The sequence below is a fragment of the Pedobacter sp. N36a genome (genome assembly GCF_014472395.1).
Lineage (GTDB): Bacteria > Bacteroidota > Bacteroidia > Sphingobacteriales > Sphingobacteriaceae > Pedobacter.
In genome coordinates, this window is record NZ_JACSZW010000003.1 from 63,282 (window position 1) to 87,684 (window position 24,403).

Genomic DNA, 24,403 nt, shown 5'->3' on the forward strand with positions numbered 1-24,403 from the left:
AAAGTTAGGTTTTTTTCCGAAAATATTGCGATGAACCCAGTTAAATCTTGCTAAGATATTTTGCGTTTAATAACGGACGGATTATTGTGCTAAATCGAAATGTTGATAAGGTATTAATATTAATAAATAATTCATTGATATTGAGCATTACCCTATATATTTGAAATTTAGGAACGAAAAGATTTATAATGACTCCGAAGGGTAAACTAATAATAATAGGTGGTGCAATCAACACCGGAAGTTTCACAGAAACAACTTTTGGATTGCCCCAGAATATGAATTTCTTTGAAAGAGGAATTCTGAAGAAAATCACTACGGAATCTATAAAAGGTACTGCCTCTCGTTTTGAAATCATGACAACGGCCTCTTTAATCCCAGAGCGGGTAGGAGAGGAATATATCAAAGCTTTCGCACAATTGGATGTTCAGGATGTTGGTGTTTTAAATATCACCAGCAGAGAGCAGGCGAATTCAGAAGAGAATTGTGCAAGAATCAGGGCGGCTGATGTGATGGTTTTCACCGGTGGTGATCAATTGCGTTTGTCTTCTATTTTCGGCGGTACGGCCATCCATCAGATCTTGCTGGACAAGTATCAGAACGAAGCAGTGGTGATTGCAGGAACTTCTGCAGGTGCTGCCGCGAGTTCAAAAAACATGATTTACCAGGGCAGCAGTAAAGATGCTTTGCTGAAAGGAGAGGTTAAAATTACCGGCGGACTTGGTTTTATCGATGGCGTGATTGTAGATACTCATTTTGTGCAGAGAGGAAGGATTGGCAGGTTATTATATGCCACCGCAAGTAGCCCTGGTATTCTGGGAATCGGCTTAGGTGAAGATACCGGACTGTTTATTTCCGGCGGAAATACAATGGAGGCCATTGGGTCTGGCATGGTGATTTTGGTAGATGGTAGAAATATGACCGATACCAATCTGACTGATGTAGAAATGGGACAACCGGTTTCTATCAGCAATATGACGGTTCATGTGATGTGTGATGGTGATACTTATGACCTTCACGAACATAAACTGACCATTCATCACCCTAAAGTGGTCCCGATAGATTAATTGGCGCTCATACCCTAAATTATTAAGATGAAAATTATTATTCATGGCGGCTTTTTCAGTGAGTCTGGAACCAATCAAGAAACAAAAACAGCAAAACAGGAAGCCCTTTCTGTCATTGTTAGTCAATCATACGCCTATTTAAGCACGCATACCGCATTGGAGACCGTGGTTTATGCCGTGAGCTTATTAGAGGACAACCCGCTTTTTAATGCCGGCCTGGGCTCACAGATTCAAAGCGACGGGCAGCTGAGGTTGAGTGCTTCCCTAATGGATGGCAAAAGCCAGAAATTCAGCGGGGTAATCAACATTCAAAATGTTAAAAATCCAATACAGGTTTCGGAAAAACTATTGGCTTACGACGATAGGGTATTGAGTGGAGCTGGTGCATTGAACTTCGCGACCGCGCAGGGATTTGGTTTTTTTAATCCAATTATCCCACAAAGGCAGCAGGAATATGAGCAGAAACTGGCACAATCTTCCAGGTTAGGAACAGTTGGCTGCGTAGCTTTAGATGCCGATGGCCATCTGGCAGCGGCGACTTCCACAGGAGGAAAAGGATTTGAAATCCCTTGCCGGGTTAGTGATTCCGCTACTGTAGCGGGAAATTTCGCCAATGAACATGCGGGTATTTCTTGTACTGGTGTGGGAGAAGATATTGTGAGTGCAGCACTGGCGGCAAAAATCGTGACCCGTGTAACTGATGGCTTTACCTTAAAAAATGCTTGTGATAAATCTTTTGAAGAACTGAAAACTTTTGATGGTTTTGCCGGGGTAATCGGTATTACTGCCGCTGGGGAAGTATACCATACGGACTCTCATGCCTATATGGTATGGGCGGCATTCGACGGTAGTTTACAGGTGTTTAACTAAATTTGTTATATCTTTACAAGATGAACAAACTTTGTTTAGTCTTTCTTTTCCTATTCTATTCAGGAAAGGCAATGACACAAACCAATACTTTTATTCCTCAAGAACCACCAGTCACGAGCGGAGCCATCAATATTGTCACCTCCAGCATGGAAGAGGTGGATGGCAACACCTATTTTGCGGAGGCGATGAAGAATGAAAGAAGAGGTGACCTGAATGATGCCCTGAATTTATACGCTAAAGCAGCATTCGAGTTCAATACCTCTAAGTTGTTTGTTCGCTACGGTGAAGCATTGCTGAAACTTGGAAATGTGCATCTGCTGATGAACCATTATACCGAAGCTGAACAGGTGATCTTGAATGTGGCGCTGAAAAATTATTCCAGAATTGGCAGTAAATCCGGTCAGATGGAATCTTATTATCAACTGGGCAGGATTTATTTTGCAGCCAATAAACTGACACAAGCACTCTGGTTTTATACCCAGCAAGGAATCATCGCCAAACAGCTCAATAACAATAGTGCCTATGTCGAGTCTGTGATCGGGATCGCTCAGGTGAAAATAAAGAAAAAAGAATATAACCTTGCTTTAAAGGATCTGAATAGGGCTGAGCTGCTATTGAAAACGGCAAATAATGCGCAGCTAAAAACCAGGATTAAGGAAACAAGAGTGCTAATTCCCTCTAAATTAGCCGCTAAGAAGTAAGTTTCTGAACCTAAAAATTATAAGTTTTTGTATAAGTATTTTAGTTACTTTTGATAAGTTTACAGAAAAGAGACGGTAATAATACGGTCTCTTTTCTGTTTATTCGTGATATTGGTATCATATTAGTTGTGGATTATAAAATGGATTTTAAATTATTCAAAGAAATGTTAAAAAGAACATTACTGGTCATCTTTACTGCTGCTGTATTGGCATGCCAAGCTTCCCCTAAACCACAACAATTAGTGAAGGGTGTAAGTAATATTGTGCCGGACGAACGCCAGGCATTAGTAGTTAGAGAGGTTGTGGGCCTGATAGAAAACTATAATTACAAAAAAATAAAGCTGAATGATTCTATTTCTTCTTTGATTCTTGATAAATATATCAAGGACCTGGATCCATATAGATATTATTTCTTAGCATCCGATATTAAGGATTTCGAGCAATTCAGGTATGCTTTGGATGACGATTTCAGAAATGGTGACTTAAGTGCACCTTTTTACATTTTTAACGTTTATTTGAAAAGATACAATGAGTGGCTGAATTATACACTTACTCAGGTAAAAGGCAAATATGATTTCGACGAAAATGATACTTATGTATTTGATCGCGAAAAAATGCCTTGGGAATCTACGCAGACAGCTTTACAGGACATCTGGAAGAAAAAGGTGAAATACGACCTGGTGAACCTTAAAATTGCAGGTACGCCGCCAGCGAAGAACGTAGAGACCCTGACTAAAAGATATGAAAACCTGAAGTCCCAGACGAATAAGGTGAACAATCAGGATGTGTTTCAACTGATCATGGATGCTTTTACTGAAACCATCGATCCGCACACTAATTATTTTAATCCGGCAAATGCACAGCAGTTCAATGAAGATATGGCCCGCTCTTTCGAAGGGATTGGTGCCAGACTAAAACTGGAAAATGACATCCTTAAAATTGATGAAGTGATCCCTGGAGGTCCTGCTTTCAAAAGTAAATTGCTGAGTGCCGGCGATCGTATTGTTGGCGTAGCGCAAGGTAATGGAGAGTTTGAAGACATCATCGGATGGAGAATCGACAATTCCGTGTCTAAAATTAAAGGTCCTAAAGGCACTAAAGTAAGACTGAAAATCATTCCTGCCGGACGTGAGCTTTCCTCTAAGCCTGTCATTATTGAATTAATGAGGGAACGTATTGTGATGGAAGACCAGTCGGCTAAGAAAACAGTGAAAACTATTCAGTCGGACGGTAAACCGTATAAAATCGGAATCATTAGAGTTCCAGCTTTCTATGCAGATTTCAAAGCCGCTAATGCTGGTGATCCGAACTACAAAAGTACGACACGTGATGTGAGACTATTGATTGATACGCTGAAAAATAAAGATAAAGTGGATGCCATTGTGATGGACCTGCGTGCCAACGGTGGTGGTTCATTGGTGGAAGCGATCGACTTGACCGGTCTTTTTATTGATAAAGGCCCGGTAGTACAAGTGAGAAACACGAAAAATGAAATTGAAGTAAATGAAGATACCAATCCAGGTGTAGCCTGGGATGGTCCGCTAGGAGTGATGGTAGATCGTTTGAGTGCATCGGCTTCGGAAATTTTTGCTGGTGCAATCCAGGATTATGGAAGAGGTGTGATCATGGGTACACAAACTTATGGTAAAGGTACTGTGCAATCTTCGATCGACTTAAACAGGTTGGTGAATCCTTCATTACTGCAAAGAATTGCTGCATTAGTAAATAAAGATGCGAAAGTAACCGCGACCTCAACTAAAGACGGTGCCCCAATTCAATTGGGACAGATTAACTTAACTATGGCTAAGTTTTACCGTGTGAATGGCAGTAGTACACAGCATAAAGGTGTAATGCCGGATATTCAATTCCCTTCTCTTTATCCTTTGAATAAAATAGGAGAAGATACTGAACCATCAGCTTTACCTTGGGATGAAGTGCCTAAATCTAACTTTAAAGCAGTAGCTGACCTAAGTCCGTTGAAACCGGAACTGGTAAAACTGCATGAAGCAAGAATGGCGAAATCTCTGGATTATAAAACACTGGAGCAAGACATTGCAGACATGAAAAAACGTGACGGAGAGATCTCTATCACTTTAAATGAAGTCAAACTTAAAGCAGAACGTGATAGTCTGGAAGCAAAGTCTCTGGATAGAATCAACAAATTGAGAGCTTCAAAAGGCCTACCTCCAGTTAAAAAAGGAGATAAGGTGAAGAAAGAAGAGAACGTTGACTTTATCGAAGATGAAAGTTTACAGATCATGACCGACCTCATCAAGTTAACTGATCCTAAGAAATCAGAGCTGGTCAATAGAGGTAATGGTTTCAACTAGAAATCAACAGATAAATCATAAAAAAAGGAGGATGCCGCAAGACATCCTCCTTTTTTTATGCCAGGGGTTTTTTAAAGATTATCCTTTTTGTCCTCTACTCTTTTCTGGATTTGCATAGCCATCATTTCCTTCATGGTCTTGTTCATCCCTTCTGTAGAACCATCCAGAAAGACCACATTGCCTTCACTGTTTTCTGCAAAATGCTTAATGGATTCTGTCCACATGGTGAATAAGATGACAGAAATATCCAGGTTAGCTTCTTCCATTTCCTGTGCCGCTTTGGTCATCCCGTGTGCTACTTCCGCACGGAATAAAGCGATCCCTTGCCCACGCAGCTGGGCAGCTTCTCTTTCCGCTGCGGCGGCAATTTTGATGGCATTACCATCTGCTTCTGCACCTTTAGTTTTGGTAATCAATAAAGCCTGACCTTCATTTTCTGCTGCTGCTTTTAAGTTGTTTGAAGCCACAACTCTACTCATTGAACGCATAATTTCTTCATCGAAAGTAATGTCATTCAGCTGAAGATCCTGTAAATGGTAACCCCAGGTTTCCAATACTTGGTCAATCTGGTGCTTTACATGGTCTACGATCTCATTTCGCTGCGCCAATACATTGGCTTGTCGCTGGGTAGCCACGTAAGCTCTGATCGATCCTTCAATCGTTCTGATCAGTGCCTGCATCAGATTGGTGGCATCCACAAACTTAAAGGCTACATTTTTGATGGTTTCCTCATCGTGGTTTAGGACAGAATACAGCAGCATGGCCTTAAAGTATACATTGGCCTGATCTTGTGTAACGGCCTGGAAAGAGAGTTCCACAGAACGGTTCTGTATCGAGATTCTAGAATGGATATTTTCAAATAATGGGATCTTTAAACTTAAACCCGGTCTCAATAACCTTCTGTATTTTCCGAAAATCGTGACTACAGCAATGGTTCCTTGCTTTACGGTCACAAAAGAACTCATCAGAATAATTAGTGCAAGAACCACTATAACGTACGTATAAATCATATTGAAGCGTATTTGGTGAATTTGTTGGCTTCAAGGTACGAAAATTCTTTTTTTCAGTTGAGGCATAGATTTTGCCTAATCAAAATAAATTATACCAACCTTATGAATGTAAAACGCACTTTTGGGACAATATTGACCGTATTAGGCATTGTAGGCCTAATTTATGCCGGTTATGGATTTGTAAAGCATAGCCTGCAAAGCAGAGAACTGATCGTAGCTGGAATCATCGGGCTGATCTTCTTTGTATCCGGTATTGGCTTAATAAAAAATACAAAGGACGAATCCTAAAAGTTTTTACGGCTGATCTTACCGTTTTCAGAAAAGTCTAACTGGTGCCCTGGGAAATCAGTATCAGTTAGGTTTTTTATTTTTTGAAAAGCGGCACCCTGATCGTCTAACCGAAGGCGGTTGATCTTATCTTGTTTTACGGAGATGACTTCCGCAGAAAGAAAATCACCTTTGCCATTTAATTTTATCTGCAGGAGTGGTGCAATGCCATTCGGACCCTTCAAACTGAACATTCCGTACGTACAGAAGTTGCCCAGGCTATAAGCAATAAATTTATCTTTATACAATTCTACAGCTCTGGTCACATGTGGGCCATGGCCAAGCACGATATCTGCACCGGCATCAATTACACCGTGCGCAAACTGATAGACATTGCCTCGGTTTTCCTGGTAAAAGATTTCATTTTTTTTCGGAACATGCTCGAACCTGGCACCTTCCCCTCCGCCATGGAAAGAAACAACCACGATATCTACTTGTTTTTTTAAGCGGGATACCAATTCTTTTGCAGCAGGGAGGTTGTTGATGGAAACGGTATTTTCATTAGGTGCAAAGGCACAGATTGCATATTTTACACTATCTATTTCAAAAATCTGGAAAGGCTTCGACTGTAATCCTGCATAGTTAATCTGCAAAGAATCCAGTATCGACATCGTTCGTTTCCTTCCCCTGCTGCCAAAATCACCCACATGGTTATTGGCAATACTCATCACCTTAAATCCGGCATCTTTGATAATTCCAGCATATCGCTCTGGCATTCTGAAGGCAAAACAGCTGTTGCCTAAGGTGTCCTTACACTTTGTAGATTTCCCATCGTTCAGAAAACAGCCTTCCAGATTTCCAAAAACCAGGTCTCCTTTTAAATAGGGGGCCACTGCCTGGAAGCTATTTACCGCATCATCTGCAGGAAGGTTTGCTTTAGTCGGATAAGCAGAGCCTAACATGATATCGCCAACTGCGGTAATATGGATGGTATCTTTTATTGGTTTTTTGGGGATGGTGTCTGTTTGGACAAGTTGGGCAGTAGGTACACTCGCACGATTTCCTTCACAGCTGAACAGCAATAAGGCAGATAAAAAGAATAAGGTGAGCGCTTTTAATGATTTCATGGGTAGCTGGTATTTTTTCATAAAAAAAGTCCTCCCAGTAAAATAGGAGGACTCAATGTCTTTTGTTTGTGAAGGGTTATTCCTCCATCAGGTCATTTTTCACTGGATCGAGAATTCTGCCACCCTTGTAAAAATACCTTGAATAATATGGTTCGTTTAAATTGCTGATCACCACCCCACGGCTGGAAGAGGCATGAGCGAAACGGTTATCACCAAGATAAATCCCGATATGCGTAATGCTTCGGCTTTTAATCTTGAAGAATACCAGATCTCCTTCTTTTAGCTCGTCTTTTGGCAATGGATCTACCATGCTAAAGATGTCACGTGAATTGCGGAGTATTGTAGTGTTGAAAACTTTATCGTAAATCGCTTTTGTAAAAGCGGAACAATCAATCCCTCTTTTGGTATTTCCACCGAATCGGTAAGGAGTACCTATCCATTCGTAAATGAATTTGTAAAGTTTGATGTTAGAAGTTGCATCTACTGCAACACCCATTACCTGAGAAAAATATTGGGAAGCTAAATTATCAGGGTCTTCTAATTTGTTGGTTTCTTTTGATTTTGTCTGTGCATGGACGGCTGAGAGGCTGCACGCGACAATTAGGGTAGAAAACAAAAATTTTTTTATCATACTCTTAAGTTTGGGTAATAGACACTTACACTTAAACGTACACCACTGGGGCTTATTGTCCGGTGCCAAAACTATGTATTTTACAAATGTTATCCAAATGTAAACGGTTTAAAAATAAAAGTTATCCACATTTTGTGTAACCTTAGTGTTCATTTTACAGGTATTTCTTCTATATGTTGCAATAAAAAAGTAGATTTGCTCTTGTAAATAAAAACCAATACCCAAAAATGAGTGCAGTAGAAATTAATAAAGATACCTATCTGAAGTGGTTTGAGTCGATGTTGCTGATGCGCAAGTTCGAAGAAAAAACAGGTCAACTATACGGACAACAAAAAATCCGTGGTTTTTGTCATCTATACATTGGTCAGGAAGCTGTTGTAGCCGGAGCTATTTCAGCGTTAAGACCAGAAGATTCTATGATCACCGCATACCGCGATCACGCACATGCCCTTGCAAAAGGTGTAAGTGCAAACAGCATTATGGCTGAGATGTACGGTAAGGCAACAGGATGTTCAAAAGGTAAAGGTGGTTCTATGCACATGTTTAGCAAAGAGCATCACTTTTACGGTGGACACGGTATCGTTGGTGGGCAGGTTCCATTGGGCGCAGGTATCGCTTTTGCAGAGAAATATAAAGGCACAAAAAATGTAAACGTTTGTTACATGGGTGATGGAGCGGTTCGTCAGGGCGCTTTACACGAAGCTTTTAATATGGCAATGCTGTGGAAATTGCCAGTTATCTTTGTTTGTGAGAATAATGGTTATGCCATGGGTACTTCTGTAGAACGTACTACGAACATGACTGATATATATAAAATAGGTTTAGGTTTTGACATGCCATGTGCTCCTGTTGACGGAATGGATCCTGTAGCAGTTCATACTGCAATGGATGAAGCGGCTCAGCGTGCCAGAAATGGTGACGGACCAACCTTCCTTGAAATCAGAACTTATCGCTACCGCGGTCACTCTATGTCTGACCCGGCTAAATATCGTTCTAAAGACGAATTGGAAGCTTACAAAAGTAAAGACCCAATTGAGCAGGTAAGAGAAACTATCCTTCAGGAAAAATATGCTGATCAAGCATGGATCGAAGAGATCGAAGCAAAAGTGAAACAAATCGTTGATGATTCTGTTAAATTTGCGGAAGAGTCTCCATGGCCGGAAGCATCAGAATTGTATACTGATGTTTACGTACAAACTGATTATCCATACGTACAAGATTAATTTAGAACGCATTTCATTTAATAATATAGAATGGCTGAAGTAGTTAAAATGCCCAAGATGAGCGATACCATGACCGAAGGTGTGATGGCTAAGTGGCATAAGAAAGTTGGCGATAAAGTTAAAAGTGGCGATGTAATGGCCGAAGTGGAAACCGATAAGGCAACCATGGATCTTGAATCTTATTGGGATGGTACCGTTTTATACATTGGTGTAGAAGAAGGTCAATCCGTTCCAGTAGATGCAGTTATCGCTGTAATAGGTAAAGAAGGAGAAGACTACAAAGCGGCATTAGCGGCAGAAGAAGGTGCTGCGGCTCCTAAAGCTGAAGCGGCGCCTGCTGAAACAGCTGCTCCGGTTGAAGATAAAAAAGAAGCAACAGCAGGAATTACTGATGCTGATCTAGAAAAGATCGGTGTTACCGTAATCAGAATGCCTTTGCTAAGTGATACAATGACTGAAGGCGTGATCGCTGAATGGCATAAAAAAGTTGGTGATAAAGTAAAGAATGATGACATCCTTGCTGATGTAGAAACCGATAAGGCAACTATGGAAGTAATGGGTTATGCGGATGGAACTTTATTGCATATCGGTGTGGAAAAAGGTGCTGCCGCGAAAGTGAATGGCATCATGGCGATTGTTGGCCCGGAAGGAACTGACATCAGCGAATTCCTTAAACAAGGTGATGCTCCTGCTCAGCCTGCCGCTGATAAAAAAGCTGACGCTCCGGTAGCGGAAGCTGCTCCAGCAGCAGCAGAAATTACACCAGCTCCTGCTGAAGGTGCTGATCGCGTAAAAGCATCTCCATTAGCAAAGAGAATTGCGAAAGACAAAGGTATTGACCTTGCTAAAGTGGCAGGCAGTGCTGATGGCGGACGTATCATCAAAAAAGACATCGAAAACTTTAAACCTGCGGCAGCAGCAGCCCCTCAGGCAGCAGCTAGTGCATCCCCAGCTGAGAAATCAGCTTCGGTAAGCATTCCTCAGTTTATTGGTGAAGAGAAATATACAGAGAAACCAGTAACTCAAATGCGTAAAGTAATCGCTAAGCGATTATCTGAGAGCTTGTTTACTGCACCTCATTTCTACCTAACCATGTCTATTGATATGGATGGCGCAATTGCTGCACGTACCAAAATCAATGAATATGCACCGGTAAAAATCTCTTTCAATGACATGGTGTTAAAAGCAGTAGCAATCGCTTTAAAACAACACCCTAATGTGAACTCTTCTTGGTTAGGCGATAAAATTCGTTACAATGAGCATGTAAACATTGGTGTAGCTGTAGCTGTTGAAGATGGTTTATTGGTTCCTGTAGTTCGTTTTGCTGATGGTAAATCATTGTCGCACATCTCTGCGGAAGTGAAAGACTTCGCACAGCGTGCTAAAGCTAAAAAATTACAGCCATCAGATTGGGAAGGTTCTACTTTCACCATTTCTAACTTAGGAATGTTCGGAATAGACGAATTCACTGCCATCATTAACCCGCCTGACGCATGTATTCTTGCGATCGGCGGAATCTCTCAGGTTCCTGTGGTGAAAAATGGTGCTGTAGTTCCAGGAAACGTAATGAAAGTTACTTTAAGCTGCGATCACCGCGTAGTGGATGGCGCAACTGGATCTGCTTTCTTACAAACACTAAAAGCATTATTAGAAGAGCCAGTAAGACTATTGGTTTAATTAATATCCTAAATAATCTAAAAAGCTGCTTCGGCAGCTTTTTTTATGCCTGTTACTTTTTGTACTTTTGTCGCTATGTCGAATATTAAACCTTCTCTAGTTAAAGGAACCCGTGATTTTTCACCCCAGGAAATGGTCAAACGCAATCATATTTTTGATACCATAAAGACGGTATTTAAAAAGTATGGCTATGCCGAAATACAAACCCCAACGATGGAAAACCTGAGTACTTTAACAGGTAAATATGGAGATGAGGGCGATAAACTGATCTTTAAGATCTTAAACAGTGGTGATTTCCTTTCTAAAGCGAAACCAGAACTGCTGGCAGCAGCCAACTCAAATGCACTGACTTCCTCGATTTCTGAAAAAGCATTGAGGTATGATTTAACGGTTCCTTTTGCTCGTTACGTAGTAATGCACCAGAATGATATTTCCCTGCCTTTTAAGCGCTTTCAGGTGCAGCCGGTATGGAGAGCTGATCGACCGCAGAAAGGTCGCTACAGAGAGTTCTATCAGTGTGATGTAGACGTGGTAGGTTCGGATAGCCTGTTAAATGAAGCAGAATTCATATTGATCTATCAGGAAGCATTGAGTAACCTTGGTCTTAAAGACTTCACAATTAAATTAAATAACCGCAAAATCCTTTCTGGAATTGCAGAAATCATTGGTAAACCGGAGTTGATCATCGACATGACCGTAGCCATTGATAAGCTAGATAAAATCGGCCTGGATGGTGTCAGTAAAGAGCTGTTAGAACGCGGATTTACAGAAGGAGACCTGGAGAAATTAAAACCTGTAATTTTATTACAAGGCAGCAATGAAGAGAAACTGGTAAGTTTGCGTACCGTATTGGCAGATTCGCCAACGGGTATGAGCGGAATTGCAGAGATCGAAACGGTATTCAAATACCTAAAAGGATTGCTGCAGACCACGCCGGATCTTTCTCCGGATGTAGAGCTGGACATTACTTTAGCACGTGGCTTAAATTATTATACTGGCTGTATCTTTGAAGTGAAAACAAATGAAGCGGCCATGGGCAGTATTGGTGGTGGTGGTCGTTATGACGACCTGACCGGTATGTTTGGTTTAAAAGGCCTAACCGGGGTTGGGATTTCTTTTGGTGCAGACCGCATCTACGATGTGCTGCTGGAACTGAACTTATTCCCTGAATCTGCTGCTTCGGGAACGAAAGTCCTGATCAGTAATTTTGATGAGGCGGCAGAATTATACGCACTGCCTATCGTACAGCAGCTGAGAAATGCCAATATCGCTGCGGAACTATATCCTACTGCTGCAAAGCTGAAAAAACAAATGAGCTATGCTGATGATAAAAAGATCCCTTTCGTGATTTTGATTGGTAGTGATGAGCTGGAAAGTGGCCTTTTAACCTTAAAAGACATGCACAGCGGCGTTCAGGAAAAATTATCCCTGAATGATATTATGGAGAAAATTAAAGACTAATCGTTTTTTGATATATAAGCGGTCAGTTTATCGCTGGCCTGCTTTTTTACCTTATTCCTTAAAAAGGAAGTCCAGCCCAGTAACCTTCCGATAAGTCCCAGCGATTGCTTCGACCAGGTATAAAAGTCGAACTGATCCCGATGTTGGATGATTTTACCGTTTTCAATGATGAACTGCGCATCAATCTGATTCCATACCTTTCTCCCCGTTGCCGAAAAGGTATAATGTGCATCCCAATGTGCTGTAGCGCCGTTTTCAGTCGCCTTAACCGCGCTAAACTCTACACGCATATCTTTTCCGCTTTTGATGAGCATTGCCCACATGGCGCGGACTTGTACTGCATTCAAATCAGTAAATACGGGGTCGCTGAAAGTGGCCTGGTCACTGTAACATTCCTGCATTCCGGCAACATCCTTGTTTTTAAAGGCCGTATAGAATTTGGTGATGAGTTCCTGATTGGCGTGCATCATCTGATTAATATACTTTTCCTGCGAGTATACCCTCAATTCTATCTAGTAAATCGTCAATATCAAATGGTTTGGCCAGGAATCCATTTGGTTTAAAAGCACCATGTTGGATATTGGCTTCAGTATACCTCGCGGAGATCATTAATACGGGGATCTCGGCCGTGCTGGCATTAGACCTGAGCTGAGTTAATAACTCTCTGCCGTCGCCGTCAGGCAGCATAATGTCCATGATGACCAGATCCGGCCTGGATTTTTCGATATGCGTCATCATGTTGATGCTTTTATGGAGACCGGCTACTTTATACGCTTCACTTTGTAAGATCAGCGTGATGACATCAAGTATGGCATGATTGTCCTCAACGACGAGTATGTTTTTGTAAATTTTAGAGCTTTTTGCCAAAATCAATGGGGTTGGATGTAATACAAATATATTTAATCAGGTTTGATTTGTCCACACATTAATTGGTTTAAATCACAAATTCAAATATTTTTTTTTATAAGTGTGAAATTTTAGGGGCTACAGGCATAGATCAGATTTAAGGGGGTAAATGGGAAGAAAGACCTTCGGGAAAAAATATATATTAGACGATGAAACCTTTTTAGTTTTTTACTGTCTTAGTATTAAGTTTTAGGTTTTTAAAAGAGGTACGATTGTGGCGATTGTACCTTTTTTATTGCGCTTTAAATTGGGTGATTCGTCTGGCCATACCATTGAACAGGAAAATATGAAATGGAAACATGGCATACCAATAGGCCCTTCCCCATAAGCCTGAAGGTCTGAATGTGGCAATCTGAGAGAGGAAGTACTGACCATGAAATTCGATGACTTTAAATTCCAGCCAGGCTTCTCCAGGGACTTTCATTTCCGCAAATAATAACAATCGCTTGTTTTGCTGATCCGCTAACAGCACTCGCCAGAAATCGACGACATCACCTGCATGAATCGAAATATTGCTCGTTCTGCCCCTGCGTGTGCCTACACCACCCATCAGTTTATCTAAAAAACCCCTTAAATTCCATAACCAGTCCGCGTAATACCAGCCTCTGTTTCCACCGATGCTCCATATATTCTCAAACACCTCCTGGGGATCTCTCTCAAAAGGCATTTTGACCTTATATTCCAGTGTTCCATTTTGTGGAACTTTTACCTGATCCATGAAACTGGTGTCCAGGTAACCTCGGTTCAGCGCATCTTTCCAACTGGAGACAATAGAATTTTGTTCAATTTTCTCAAAAGCAAGCGCTAGATTTTTACGATAGGGCAGACAAGCTCCGGGAACAACGCTGCTGATGCAGTTTTCTTTACAAACAACCTCATTTTTCATGCTGTCCACCAGACTTCTGGCTAAAGCATAGGGTACAGAGGTCACCATGTTTAACCATAAGGAAGATAAGCGGGGGGTAAGCAGTGGCAGCGTGAGGATGAAACGTCTTAAATGCCTGACTTCCGCATATTGCAGCATCATTTCTCTATAGCTGAGAATGTCTGGACCTCCGATGTCGAAAGTCTGCTGCATGGCTTTCTCATTTAACAATACGCCGCTTAAATAACGCAGTACATCACGTATTCCAATTGGCTGACACTTAGTTTTGATCCATTTTGGCGCGACCATCACAGGTAATTTCTCCGTCAGGTCTCTGATGATTTCAAATGAGGCACTTCCGGAACCAATAATGATGGCTGCTCTTAAAATGGTAAAAGGAATGCCAGATTGCTTTAAGACGTCTTCGACGGCCAGTCTGGAGCTTAAATGTTCCGATAAGCCAAGGTCATTCACGATGCCGGTGAGGTAAATTAGCTGCTGGCATTGGCTGTGCTTCAGCGCTGCTATAAAATTCTGTGCAGAGGCCGTTTCCAATTCTGAGAAGCCATGTTCGCTGGCCGACATAGAATGGACCAGGTAATAAGCAGCGTCAATATTGCTGGGGATTTCAACTAGTGTTTCAGGCTTTAATAGGTCTCCGGTGATGATTTGTACCTGATCACCAAAGTCTGAAGCCTCCGAAAAACGCCTTTTGTCGCGGACCATACAGACGACTTCATGTCCGGCTGCTAAAAGAACAGGCAGCAATCGAGTGCCTATATAACCATTCGCACCGGTCAGCAGGATTTTCATGTTAAGGTATGTGGTTGAAAAGTATCGGTGTTTACCACCGCTTTTAGTTCCTGCAAAATGGTGTACAAGCCAAAATTAGTCCGGTTCACATAAATGAAGTGTTTAACACCTCTGGCCTGCTTAAATTCTGGCATGGTAGCCACTTTCTCCCCAAATTTATACAGTTGTTCAAAGAATTCAGGTTTACTGAAATCGAAGGTTTTACTGGTGTAAGGTCTGGCAAATAATTCAATCATTTCCCGGTAAGCTTTATAGTAAAACTCTACCTGGCTATCCGTGTCCTCCGGGTGGATCATTTCCAGCTGACGGAAGGCTGCAATGGTTTTCGCTTTATCTTTGATCACATCTGTGGAGATCAGGGAAAAGAAGGGATAGTAGAAATCATCCGGCATTTCCTTGATACAGCCGAAATCTATAACACCTAATTTTTCATCCGGTGTAATCAGGAAATTACCTGGGTGTGGATCCGCATGCACTGCCCTCAGTTCATGCTGCTGGAAATTATAGAAATCCCATAAAGCTTGCCCAATCTTGTTTCTCAGCTCCTGTGAAGGGTTGGTGTTTAAAAATTCTTTCAGGTGTAAGCCCTCAATCCAGTCCATCGTAATGATCCTTTTTTTGGAAAGCTCGGGGTAATATTTTGGGAATACGATATTTTCTAAATGACTGCAAGCTTCAGAAAATTCAATAGAGCGGCGTACTTCCAGCTCATAATCGGTTTCTTCCAGCAGTCGCTCTTCTACTTCTTTGATGTAAATATTGAGTTCCTTTTCATTCATTCCGAGCAGGCGAAAAGCAAAGGGCTTTACCAATTTCAGATCCGATGAGATACTGTCGCCAACACCGGGATATTGAATTTTAACGGCTAAAGTTTTACCCTTCAGTTCTGCCTGATGCACTTGCCCAATGGAGGCGGCATTGCTGGAATGTAGGTTGAATTTATCATAAATCTGTTCCGGTGTTTTTCCGAAGGATTTGCTGAACGTTCTGACAATGAGTGGCCCGGAAAGGGGGGGTGCATTGTACTGCGACTGTGTAAACTTGTCGACGTAAGATTTTGGCAGGATATTCTTATCCATACTCAGCATCTGCGCTACTTTTAAAGCACTGCCTTTCAGTTCACTCAGCGACTTATAAATATCCGTGGCATTGTCCTCATTCAGTTCATCCCTGCTCAGCTCTGGGTTAAACAATTTTTTAGAATAATGCTTGATATAATTGCCGCCAATCTGGATTCCTGTTTTTACAAACTTCGCCGATCTCTGTCCTTTCGTTACTGGAATACGCTCTTGTTCTTTCATGAATTTTATAGTCCCATCTTATCTTTAAAATTTCCATTTCTGGAAAGAAATTTCCCGTATTCCAGGAGATTGTCTATTGGAGAGCGCTCGAAAAGGTCGAACGTTACATTGACCCCTTTTTCAATCACTTCATCAGTTTTTTCAAATCCAGCACTGTCGTCTGTTGTCCAGAAGTTAACAATAAAGCCAAATTGTACCCATACGGCATCTTTATAGCGTTTACTTAAAAATTTACGGTTGGCCAATTCTCCGCTCTCTAATCCTTCATTGATGATGCCTTCTGCAAAATTCTCAAAAATTGGCCTTACACCAGATAAAACTTCTGGAGTGCCAAACTTATTCTTGTGATTCCTTAAGCTGTAAATGATGAAACTTCGGTGTTTTTTTAAAACTTCTACATAGCTGTAAAAGAAGGAAAGGATTTTCTCTCTTGAAGAGTACTGACTCCATACTTCCTGTGCTTCAATAGCTTGGATGGTTTCAAGGGTCAACTCTACCCATAAGTTCTTTTCAATACTTTCAAAAGAAGGATAGAAGTCATAAAAATCGGCTTCAGCAATCTTTAATTTCTTAACGAAACTATATACTGATGCTGGTTTTTCACCATTGAGAAGTACGTAATCCAGATATCCGTTTTTGATTTGCTGAGCAGTTGCCATTTCTTTTTATTTAATAAACGTTAAAGCGGTCTGCATAGTTTTGCAGACCGCCTAATTTACTTGTTTATTCGATCATGGTTTTGTAATAAAAACACAAGACGATTGAGGACAGAAAAGGCAAGGGATCTTATAAACCCAGTCGATGTTTTCTTAAAGTATCTTTTGCAATGTCATAACCTGCATCGGCATGTCTGATGACACCCATAGCCGGATCATTATGAAGCACTCGTTTGATCCTGATGGCGGCGTCTTCGGTGCCATCGGCAACGATTACCATACCAGCATGGATGGAATACCCGATACCCACACCACCTCCATGGTGTAAAGAAACCCAGCTCGCACCACCAGCCGTGTTGATCAGTGCATTCAAAATTGGCCAGTCGGCTACCGCATCTGAACCATCGAGCATCGCCTCAGTTTCCCGGTTTGGAGAAGCTACAGATCCAGTGTCTAAATGATCTCTTCCAATCACCAATGGCGCTTTTACCTTGCCATCGGCTACTAATTTATTAAATGCCAATCCAGCTTTTTCTCTTTCTCCTTGCCCTAGCCAGCAAATTCTTGCTGGCAATCCTTGAAAAGCAATTCGTTCCTGTGCCATGGTAATCCATTGTTTCAGACTTTCATTTTCAGGGAAAAGCTCCAGGATTAATTGATCAGTTTCATAGATGTCTTGTGGATCGCCACTCAATGCAGCCCATCGGAATGGTCCTTTTCCTTCACAAAATAGTGGACGGATATAGGCAGGCACAAATCCTGGAAAGTCAAAAGCATTTTGTACTCCTGCTTCCAATGCCCTTCCACGTAGGTTATTGCCATAGTCAAAGGTGATGGCGCCACGATTTTGCAGTTCCAGCATCTGACGGACATGCTTAGCCATCGTTTCATAACTTCTTTTCACGTAATCCTCGGGATCTGTTTTGCGCAGTTCATTGGCTGCTTCCACCCTTAGTCCTTCAGGAAAATAACCAATCAAGGGATCATGTGCAGAAGTCTGATCCGTGAGTGTATCAGGCGTAATATTGCGGTCAATCAGTCGTTGTAATAACTCTACTGCATTACAAACGACACCAATAGAGATTGCTCTTCCTTTTTCTTTATACTGTAAGGCTTTGTCGATAGCCGTATCGATATCATGTTCAATTTCGTCGATGTAACGTGTTTCCAGGCGTTTTTGGATGCGCCATTCCTCTACATCTGCCGCCAGGCATACGCCTTGATTCATGGTAATCGCTAAGGGCTGTGCGCCACCCATGCCACCTAGTCCGGCGGTCACGTTGAGTGTACCCTTCAGGTTACTGTTGAAATGCTTGCGTGCCAACGCAGCGTAAGTTTCATAAGTTCCTTGAACGATGCCCTGTGAGCCGATATAAATCCAGGATCCTGCGGTCATCTGGCCATACATCATCAGGCCTTTATCCTCTAACTCGTCAAAATGCTGCTGTGTAGCCCATTTTGGAACCAGTTGAGAGTTAGAAATCAATACTCTTGGCGCATCTTTATGCGTTGGTAAAACTCCAACAGGTTTCCCTGACTGGATCAATAATGTTTCCGTGTCTTCTAAATTCTGAAGTGCTTTAATGATCAGTGCTAGAGCTTCCTTATTTCTAGCAGCTTTTCCACGACCACCATACACGATCAGCTCTTCCGGTCGCTCGGCTACATCGGGATCCAGGTTGTTTAACAACATTCGTAGTGCAGCTTCCTGCACCCAACCTTTACAAGTCAATGTATTTCCGGTTGGGGTTTGTCTTTTACTTAAATCTAAACTTATATCCATTATGCGGTCATGTAAGGGCAATGTTATAAAACAAATGTATGTAATTATGTGAGATTGCGTACTTTAGCAATCGAAATTGAAAACGCGTCAGCAACATATCCATAAAATCATATCCATTGCCTTGCTTTGGGTGTTTGCGATTGCTTTGACTCCGTTTAGCGCCTTCCACCATCATGAGGAAGAAGTGCTTTGCCAAAATGAAAAAATATGTACCCATAAACTACACGTAGGCAGTCATGTAGAAACCTGTTTGGTTTGTGCGGCACATTTCGAGAAAAACTACCTTCAGGAACAAACTCAATTTCAGGTTTACCTGGAAACCATGCCTGTTATTAAGTATTACGCTTTACTATCCGGCGCTTATACAGCGCTGATCAGTACCTCACTTCGGGGTCCTCCAACAGCCTAATCTTTTCATTACCCTGAATACGGGATCGTATACCTCTTTACCAAGAGAGCTATTACTTTTGCTATTTTCAAGTCGATTTTGGCGATAGTTTAAGCGATTGTAGGTCCGATTGATCATTCTATATGGATGTCTTTTAAACTGTATTTCGATCCAGAAATTAGACCATATATTTAAATCCAGGGGGAGTGCTGATTTCAGCCGCAATTACTCAATTTAACACTTTATAGCAAATTGGCTTTGGCCAACGCGATGATTTTGCACAGCAAATTATCGATACAAACACATACACATGAAAAAGATACATCTGGTATTAATGGTCTTAATATATATCCTATTTTCCATTCCTTCATTTGCTGCCGGAGGATTGGCAGAATTTAAAGGTAAAGTGACCGATGCCGACAATAAAGAGCCGCTTGTTGGGGCTACAGTATACATCAGCGACTTAAAAGCAGTCACCAGCACAAATGCAAACGGAGAATTTGTGCTTAAAAATATCCCCACAAAAGGACGATTCTTGTTAGAGGTTCGCTTTGTAGGTTATAAAACCTTTTCGCAAATCGTGGATCTTGGCCACCTGAACAAGCTAGACATCGCTATGGAGACTTCTGCCATAGAAAGCGCGGAAGTAGTCATTACCGGCTCTCCATTTAGTGCCAGCAACAAAACCAATAGCTTATCCGTAGTGACGGTAGGAAAAGATAAATTGGCACAGGCCGGTGGAACAAACTTAGTGGATGCCATTTCAAAGATTCCTGGAATTTCTCAGGTCAGCACTGGTGGAGCGATTTCTAAACCTACCATTCGGGGTTTAGGATACAACCGCGTGTTGACCATGATCGATGGTGCAAGAGAAGAAGCACAGCAATGGGGTGATGAACATGGTATTGAAGTAGATCAGTTCTCTGCAGCAAGGGTAGAAATCTTAAAAGGCCCTGCAAGTTTACTTTACGGTTCTGATGCTTTGGGTGGGGTGATCAATATCATTGATGACCTTGTACCTCCTCCAGGCACTTTTAACGGGAATTTCAGAACTTCTTATGCCACCAATAATGGATTAAGCGCTTCCTCATTGATGCTTCAGGGCAACGACAATGGTTTCGTATATCGAGGCCGCGCTTCTTATAAAAACGCGTATGGTTTTGCTTATAAGGATGCAGTAGTGCCGAATTCTGGCTTTAACGAATTCAATTTAAATGGTATGGTGGGTTTAAATAAGAGCTGGGGATATTCTCACCTGACCTTCTCCCGCTTCCAAACCAATATTGGTTTAGTAGAACATGGACCTCATGAGGATGGCGAATATGTAAATGACGAAGGGGAAGTGATCCCTAAGGCTGAAGCACAAGAGCGTAGACTAGGACTTCCTTTTCAAAACATCAACCATTACCGTGCTGCATTAAACAGTAATTTTATCTTGGGATCTGGACAGTTGAAAACAACTTTTGCCTTTCAGCGCAATATCAGGAAGGAATTTGAAGAAAGTGCGACAGAACCAGGGCTGAATTTAAACCTGAACTCTTATACATATGATGTGAAATACTATTTCCCAAATGCCGGGAAATGGGAGCCAGCAATCGGTGTTCAAGGTATGTACCAGAATAATGTAAACAAAGGCGATGAGTTTTTGATCCCTAATTATAACAGCAATAACATCGGTACTTTTGTGTACCTGAAACGTAATTTCGAAAAAGGGGCCTTTAATATTGGTGCCCGTTACGATTATAAAAAAATAAACGGAGAAGCCCTGGCAGTGGATGGAGAACCTTTATTCACCGCTTTCCACAACCAATTTTCTAACGTTTCCGGATCTTTGGGTTTCGCTTATGAAGTGGCTAAAAGCTTAGTGTTGAAAGGAAATGCAGGATCAGGATTTCGCGCTCCAAATATTGCCGAATTGGCCGCTAATGGTCGCCATGAAGGAACATTCAGGTATGAGATCGGGAATTCAAATCTAAAACAAGAGACCAGTCTGCAGTTTGACCTTGGACTGGAGTACACCGCTAATTCGGTTACCTTCGGGCTAAATGCTTATGCCAACCGCATCTATAATTACATCTACGCAGGAAATTTCAACAATGAAACTACTGGGGTAAGCGATGGAAACGGTATGACTGAAACTTTACCGGTTTACCGCTTTGTGCAAACCAATGCAGACCTGATTGGGGGAGAAGCCTCGATGGATTTCCACCTGATCAAATCTCTGCACTTTGAAAACTCTTTCGCTTATGTGAAAGCAACGAACCGCGCAGACGATCAGCCTTTACCTTTTATCCCGGCAGCGTCTATCAACAACGAATTGCGTTTCGAGCCAACGGTCAAAGGCCTTTCCGGTACTTATCTTAAAGTTGGATTAACCAATGTGTTGAAACAAGCACGTTTTGATAGTTTTGAAACTCAAACTGATGGATATACTTTATTTGATGCAGGAATTGGAACGGCGATCAACACCAAAAAAGGCAAATTGAACCTTTGGGTAACCGGACAAAATTTATTGGATAAAAAGTATTTTAACCACCTGAGCAGGTACAAGGTGGAAGGAATTTACAATACCGGAAGAAATGTGACTTTCGGTATCAGCGTACCTTTCATGTAATGATCAGCGAAGCTTAAAATGTAAAGCTAAAGGATAAACATCCAGTTAAATCCCCCAATAGCAAAGACTATTGGGGGATTTTTGTAGGAAAACAATCAGTATGAGGCAATCTACCGCTTACAATAAACCTGGCTCTTTCCTCAGAAAGTTCACAGAAGCGGCAATATCTACTGCCAGCAAACGATCTGCTTCATTAAAAGAAACGACCTTCCTGTACTCAGAAAGCAGCTGAGCTATGGCCTCAGAAGAGCGCAGGGGTTTCCTTAAATCCAAAGCCTGCGCTGCGGTCAGCAGTTCTATCGCTAAAATCCTTTCCAGGTTATTCACCACCCTTAAACACTTCGTAGCGGCGTTTGCACCCATACTGACATGGTCTTCCTGCCCATTACTGGATACAATACTGTCTACCGATGCAGGCGTACACAATTGTTTGTTTTCACTGGCGATGGAGGCTGCGGTATATTGAGTAATCATTAAGCCGGAATTAAGCCCTGCATTTTTCACCAGGAAAGGTGGTAAACCCCTTTGTCCGGAAATCAATTGAAATGTCCTTCTTTCAGAGATGGAGCCTAATTCTGCCAATGCAATACACAGAAAATCCAGGGTTAAAGCCAATGGTTGCCCATGGAAATTCCCTGCAGAAATAATCCGGTCTTCTTCGGGAAAAACATTCGGATTATCGGTCACGGAATTGATCTCCGTCTCAAATACCGACTGTATATAATGGATGCTGTCCTTACTCGCTCCATGCACCTGAGGTACACAGCGGAAAGAGTAAGGATCTTGCGTTTGCTTGCCGGGGCGACGAATCAGTTCACTTCCGGAAAGCCATTTGCTGATTTGTGCGGCTGTATGTACTTGTCCGGCATGCGGACGAATGACGTGGCTGAGCGTTTCAAAAGGGTCGATCCTGCAATCAAAACCATCTATAGACATTGCGGCAATCGCATCTGCCCAATTCATTAAATTTTGCGATTTTAGCAGGCAGAATATCCCATAAGCACTCATAAACTGCGTTCCATTGATCAAGGCAAGGCCTTCTTTAGACTGTAGTTTTAACGGTTCCCATTGTAATTTCTGATATAGCGCAGCAGATTTTTCATAGAGGCTTGCAGCTTGTATTTTCTTTCCTTCATACCAAACTATTCCTTTACCGATCAGCGGTAAGGCTAGGTGGGCAAGGGGAGCCAGGTCACCAGAGGCGCCCAGTGATCCCTGTGTATAAATTACGGGTAAGATATCATGGTTGTAAAAATCAACCAGGCGTAAAACTGTAGGCAGGGCAACGGCCGAATGCCCATAACTCAAGGATTGAATTTTTAACAGCAGCATCAGGCGAACGATTTCCGGAGCGACTTCTTCGCCCGTGCCGCAGGCATGAGACAAAAGCAGGTTATGCTGTAGCTGAGATAGCTTTTCCGATTCAATTTCTACATGCTGTAAATAACCAAATCCCGTATTTATCCCATAAATAGGCCCGTCATGACGCTTTAATTTATCGTCCAGATAACTTCTACATTTTTCTACTTTTTGAAGGGCTGCAGCGGATAATTGCAGCAATTGTTTTTCAGCGATGATCCTGGAAATCTGATCCAAAGTTAACCGCTCCAAACCTATTTGGTAACTGCTCATACATTTTATATTTCCCCAAAAATATAAATAATGCTTAAGTTTAGAACTTTCAGTTCCTATTATTGTTTTTCCTAAAACCAGCATTATGTTTTATAAGAAAGTTGCCCTTTACCTGTGCTTACTTTTCAGTGCCACAGCGACTTTGGCACAGCAAGCCGATACCCTCTCTATTACCTTAGAAAACGTCAAATACCCTTATCCAGTGAAGTATTACCGGATCCATACCGAAGGTCAGGATTTGAATATGGCCTATATGGATGTGGCGCCGCTTGGGAAGGCCAATGGCAGAACGGTAGTACTGCTACATGGTAAAAACTTTGGGGGATACTATTGGGGAGGTACTATAAAAGCATTAAGCGACCGTGGATTTAGAGTAGTGGTGCCGGATCAGATCGGTTTCGGGAGGTCTTCAAAAGCCTTTATTCATTACAGCTTTCATCAGCTGGCCCGCTGGAATAAACAATTGCTGGATACTTTAGGCATCCAAAAGGCAAACATCTTGGGGCATTCTATGGGTGGCATGTTGGCTACGCGCTTCGCATTGATGTATCCGGAAAGCACCGAGAAACTCTTGTTAGAAAATCCGATAGGCTTAGAAGATTACCGCAATTTTGTACCTTATGTGAGCACTGATCAGCAATACCTAACGGAACTAAAAGCAACCGCAGAAAGCGTTAAAAAATATTATCAAACGTCCTATTTCACTGTCTGGAAGCCAGAATATGATGAATTGGTTCGTGTAGCAGGTGGTATGACGAAAAGTGCAGATTTCCCGAGACTGGCTAAAGTGAACGCGATGACTTATACCATGATTTACGAACAGCCCGTTGTCCATGAATTTTTCAACGTTCATGTCCCTACCATCCTGTTTATTGGAAAAGAAGATAAAACTATTGTTGGAAAAGGCTTGTTAAGCCCGGATCAGCAGGCCATACACGGCCAATATCGTTTGCTTGGTAAACAGACCGCGGCTAAAATTCCAGGAGCGAAGATTGTGGAGTTTGAAGGCTGTGGGCACATTCCGCATATAGAAGTACCCACAGAGTTCAATGTGGCATTATTGGGCAGCCTATAAAGAATGCCC

21 protein-coding genes are annotated in these 24,403 nt (G+C 41.9%); 11 read left to right on the top strand and 10 right to left on the bottom strand.

Annotated features, from left to right (window positions below; translation table 11 throughout):
• The first annotated feature begins 188 nt into the window (after positions 1-188).
• The 4 genes from H9X96_RS06710 (at position 189) to H9X96_RS06725 (ending at position 4,965) form a co-directional block, all read left to right on the top strand.
• Positions 189-1,064, top strand: a complete 876-nt coding sequence (locus tag H9X96_RS06710) for a cyanophycinase (protein ID WP_187665571.1) — start codon at positions 189-191, stop codon at positions 1,062-1,064.
• A 27-nt stretch (positions 1,065-1,091) separates the two neighbouring features.
• A complete protein-coding gene (locus H9X96_RS06715; protein ID WP_187665572.1) occupies positions 1,092-1,934 on the top strand; it encodes an isoaspartyl peptidase/L-asparaginase in 843 nt (280 codons plus the stop codon).
• A 20-nt stretch (positions 1,935-1,954) separates the two neighbouring features.
• Positions 1,955-2,635: a hypothetical protein gene (locus tag H9X96_RS06720; RefSeq protein ID WP_187665573.1), complete on the top strand. Its 681-nt coding sequence runs from the start codon at positions 1,955-1,957 to the stop codon at positions 2,633-2,635.
• A gap of 164 nt (positions 2,636-2,799) precedes the next feature.
• The gene (locus tag H9X96_RS06725; protein WP_370576721.1) at positions 2,800-4,965 is read left to right on the top strand and encodes a carboxy terminal-processing peptidase; all 2,166 of its coding nucleotides are present in this window, start codon (positions 2,800-2,802) and stop codon (positions 4,963-4,965) included.
• Positions 4,966-5,036: 71 nt separating this feature from the next.
• Here H9X96_RS06725 and H9X96_RS06730 read toward each other — a convergent pair whose 3' ends face one another.
• A complete protein-coding gene (locus H9X96_RS06730; RefSeq protein ID WP_187665575.1) occupies positions 5,037-5,975 on the bottom strand; it encodes an SPFH domain-containing protein in 939 nt (312 codons plus the stop codon).
• A 102-nt stretch (positions 5,976-6,077) separates the two neighbouring features.
• On the opposite strand from H9X96_RS06730, the gene H9X96_RS06735 reads away from it, so the two are divergent.
• The gene (locus H9X96_RS06735; protein WP_187665576.1) at positions 6,078-6,263 is read left to right on the top strand and encodes a hypothetical protein; all 186 of its coding nucleotides are present in this window, start codon (positions 6,078-6,080) and stop codon (positions 6,261-6,263) included.
• Here the strand turns inward: H9X96_RS06735 and H9X96_RS06740 are convergent.
• Together H9X96_RS06740 and H9X96_RS06745 are read right to left on the bottom strand one after the other, a co-directional pair.
• Positions 6,260-7,369 (bottom strand): CapA family protein, encoded by a 1,110-nt coding sequence (locus H9X96_RS06740; RefSeq protein WP_187665577.1) that lies wholly within the window; start codon positions 7,367-7,369, stop codon positions 6,260-6,262. The two genes, H9X96_RS06735 and H9X96_RS06740, sit on opposite strands and share 4 nt — an antisense overlap.
• A gap of 76 nt (positions 7,370-7,445) precedes the next feature.
• On the bottom strand, positions 7,446-8,000 hold the full coding sequence (locus H9X96_RS06745; protein WP_062550716.1) for a C40 family peptidase: 555 nt from the start codon (positions 7,998-8,000) through the stop codon (positions 7,446-7,448).
• Between the two features lie 227 nt (positions 8,001-8,227).
• Here H9X96_RS06745 and pdhA point away from each other — a divergent pair, with 227 nt between their 5' ends.
• From pdhA to hisS, 3 genes are all read left to right on the top strand, one after another.
• Positions 8,228-9,223, top strand: coding sequence for a pyruvate dehydrogenase (acetyl-transferring) E1 component subunit alpha (gene pdhA, locus H9X96_RS06750; protein WP_187665578.1), 996 nt, complete (start codon positions 8,228-8,230; stop codon positions 9,221-9,223).
• Between the two features lie 30 nt (positions 9,224-9,253).
• On the top strand, positions 9,254-10,900 hold the full coding sequence (locus H9X96_RS06755) for a pyruvate dehydrogenase complex dihydrolipoamide acetyltransferase (protein WP_187665579.1): 1,647 nt from the start codon (positions 9,254-9,256) through the stop codon (positions 10,898-10,900).
• Between the two features lie 75 nt (positions 10,901-10,975).
• Positions 10,976-12,361, top strand: coding sequence for a histidine--tRNA ligase (gene hisS, locus H9X96_RS06760; protein ID WP_187665580.1), 1,386 nt, complete (start codon positions 10,976-10,978; stop codon positions 12,359-12,361).
• Here hisS and H9X96_RS06765 read toward each other — a convergent pair.
• From H9X96_RS06765 to hutU, 6 genes are all read right to left on the bottom strand, one after another.
• Complete coding sequence (locus tag H9X96_RS06765; protein WP_255431030.1) at positions 12,358-12,831, bottom strand: nuclear transport factor 2 family protein; 474 nt, start codon at positions 12,829-12,831, stop codon at positions 12,358-12,360. The genes hisS and H9X96_RS06765 overlap by 4 nt on opposite strands.
• A 4-nt stretch (positions 12,832-12,835) precedes the next feature.
• A complete protein-coding gene (locus H9X96_RS06770; RefSeq protein WP_187665581.1) occupies positions 12,836-13,228 on the bottom strand; it encodes a response regulator transcription factor in 393 nt (130 codons plus the stop codon).
• Positions 13,229-13,499: 271 nt separating this feature from the next.
• The gene (locus tag H9X96_RS06775) at positions 13,500-14,945 is read right to left on the bottom strand and encodes an SDR family oxidoreductase (protein ID WP_187665582.1); all 1,446 of its coding nucleotides are present in this window, start codon (positions 14,943-14,945) and stop codon (positions 13,500-13,502) included.
• On the bottom strand, positions 14,942-16,246 hold the full coding sequence (locus H9X96_RS06780; RefSeq protein ID WP_187665583.1) for an AarF/ABC1/UbiB kinase family protein: 1,305 nt from the start codon (positions 16,244-16,246) through the stop codon (positions 14,942-14,944). The genes H9X96_RS06775 and H9X96_RS06780 overlap by 4 nt, the downstream gene beginning before the upstream one ends.
• Before the next feature lie 5 nt (positions 16,247-16,251).
• Positions 16,252-16,905, bottom strand: coding sequence for a TetR family transcriptional regulator C-terminal domain-containing protein (locus tag H9X96_RS06785; protein ID WP_187665584.1), 654 nt, complete (start codon positions 16,903-16,905; stop codon positions 16,252-16,254).
• A 127-nt stretch (positions 16,906-17,032) separates the two neighbouring features.
• The gene (gene hutU / locus H9X96_RS06790; protein WP_187665585.1) at positions 17,033-18,685 is read right to left on the bottom strand and encodes a urocanate hydratase; all 1,653 of its coding nucleotides are present in this window, start codon (positions 18,683-18,685) and stop codon (positions 17,033-17,035) included.
• 76 nt (positions 18,686-18,761) lie between these two features.
• Here hutU and H9X96_RS06795 point away from each other — a divergent pair, with 76 nt between their 5' ends.
• Complete coding sequence (locus H9X96_RS06795) at positions 18,762-19,094, top strand: hypothetical protein (protein ID WP_187665586.1); 333 nt, start codon at positions 18,762-18,764, stop codon at positions 19,092-19,094.
• Between the two features lie 289 nt (positions 19,095-19,383).
• Entirely contained in the window at positions 19,384-21,687 is a 2,304-nt protein-coding gene (locus tag H9X96_RS06800) for a TonB-dependent receptor (RefSeq protein ID WP_187665587.1), read from the top strand.
• Positions 21,688-21,804: 117 nt separating this feature from the next.
• Here the strand turns inward: H9X96_RS06800 and hutH are convergent, their stop codons facing one another.
• The gene (gene hutH / locus H9X96_RS06805; protein ID WP_187665588.1) at positions 21,805-23,319 is read right to left on the bottom strand and encodes a histidine ammonia-lyase; all 1,515 of its coding nucleotides are present in this window, start codon (positions 23,317-23,319) and stop codon (positions 21,805-21,807) included.
• Between the two features lie 85 nt (positions 23,320-23,404).
• On the opposite strand from hutH, the gene H9X96_RS06810 reads away from it, so the two are divergent.
• Positions 23,405-24,394, top strand: a complete 990-nt coding sequence (locus H9X96_RS06810) for an alpha/beta fold hydrolase (RefSeq protein ID WP_187665589.1) — start codon at positions 23,405-23,407, stop codon at positions 24,392-24,394.
• Positions 24,395-24,403 lie beyond the last annotated feature (9 nt).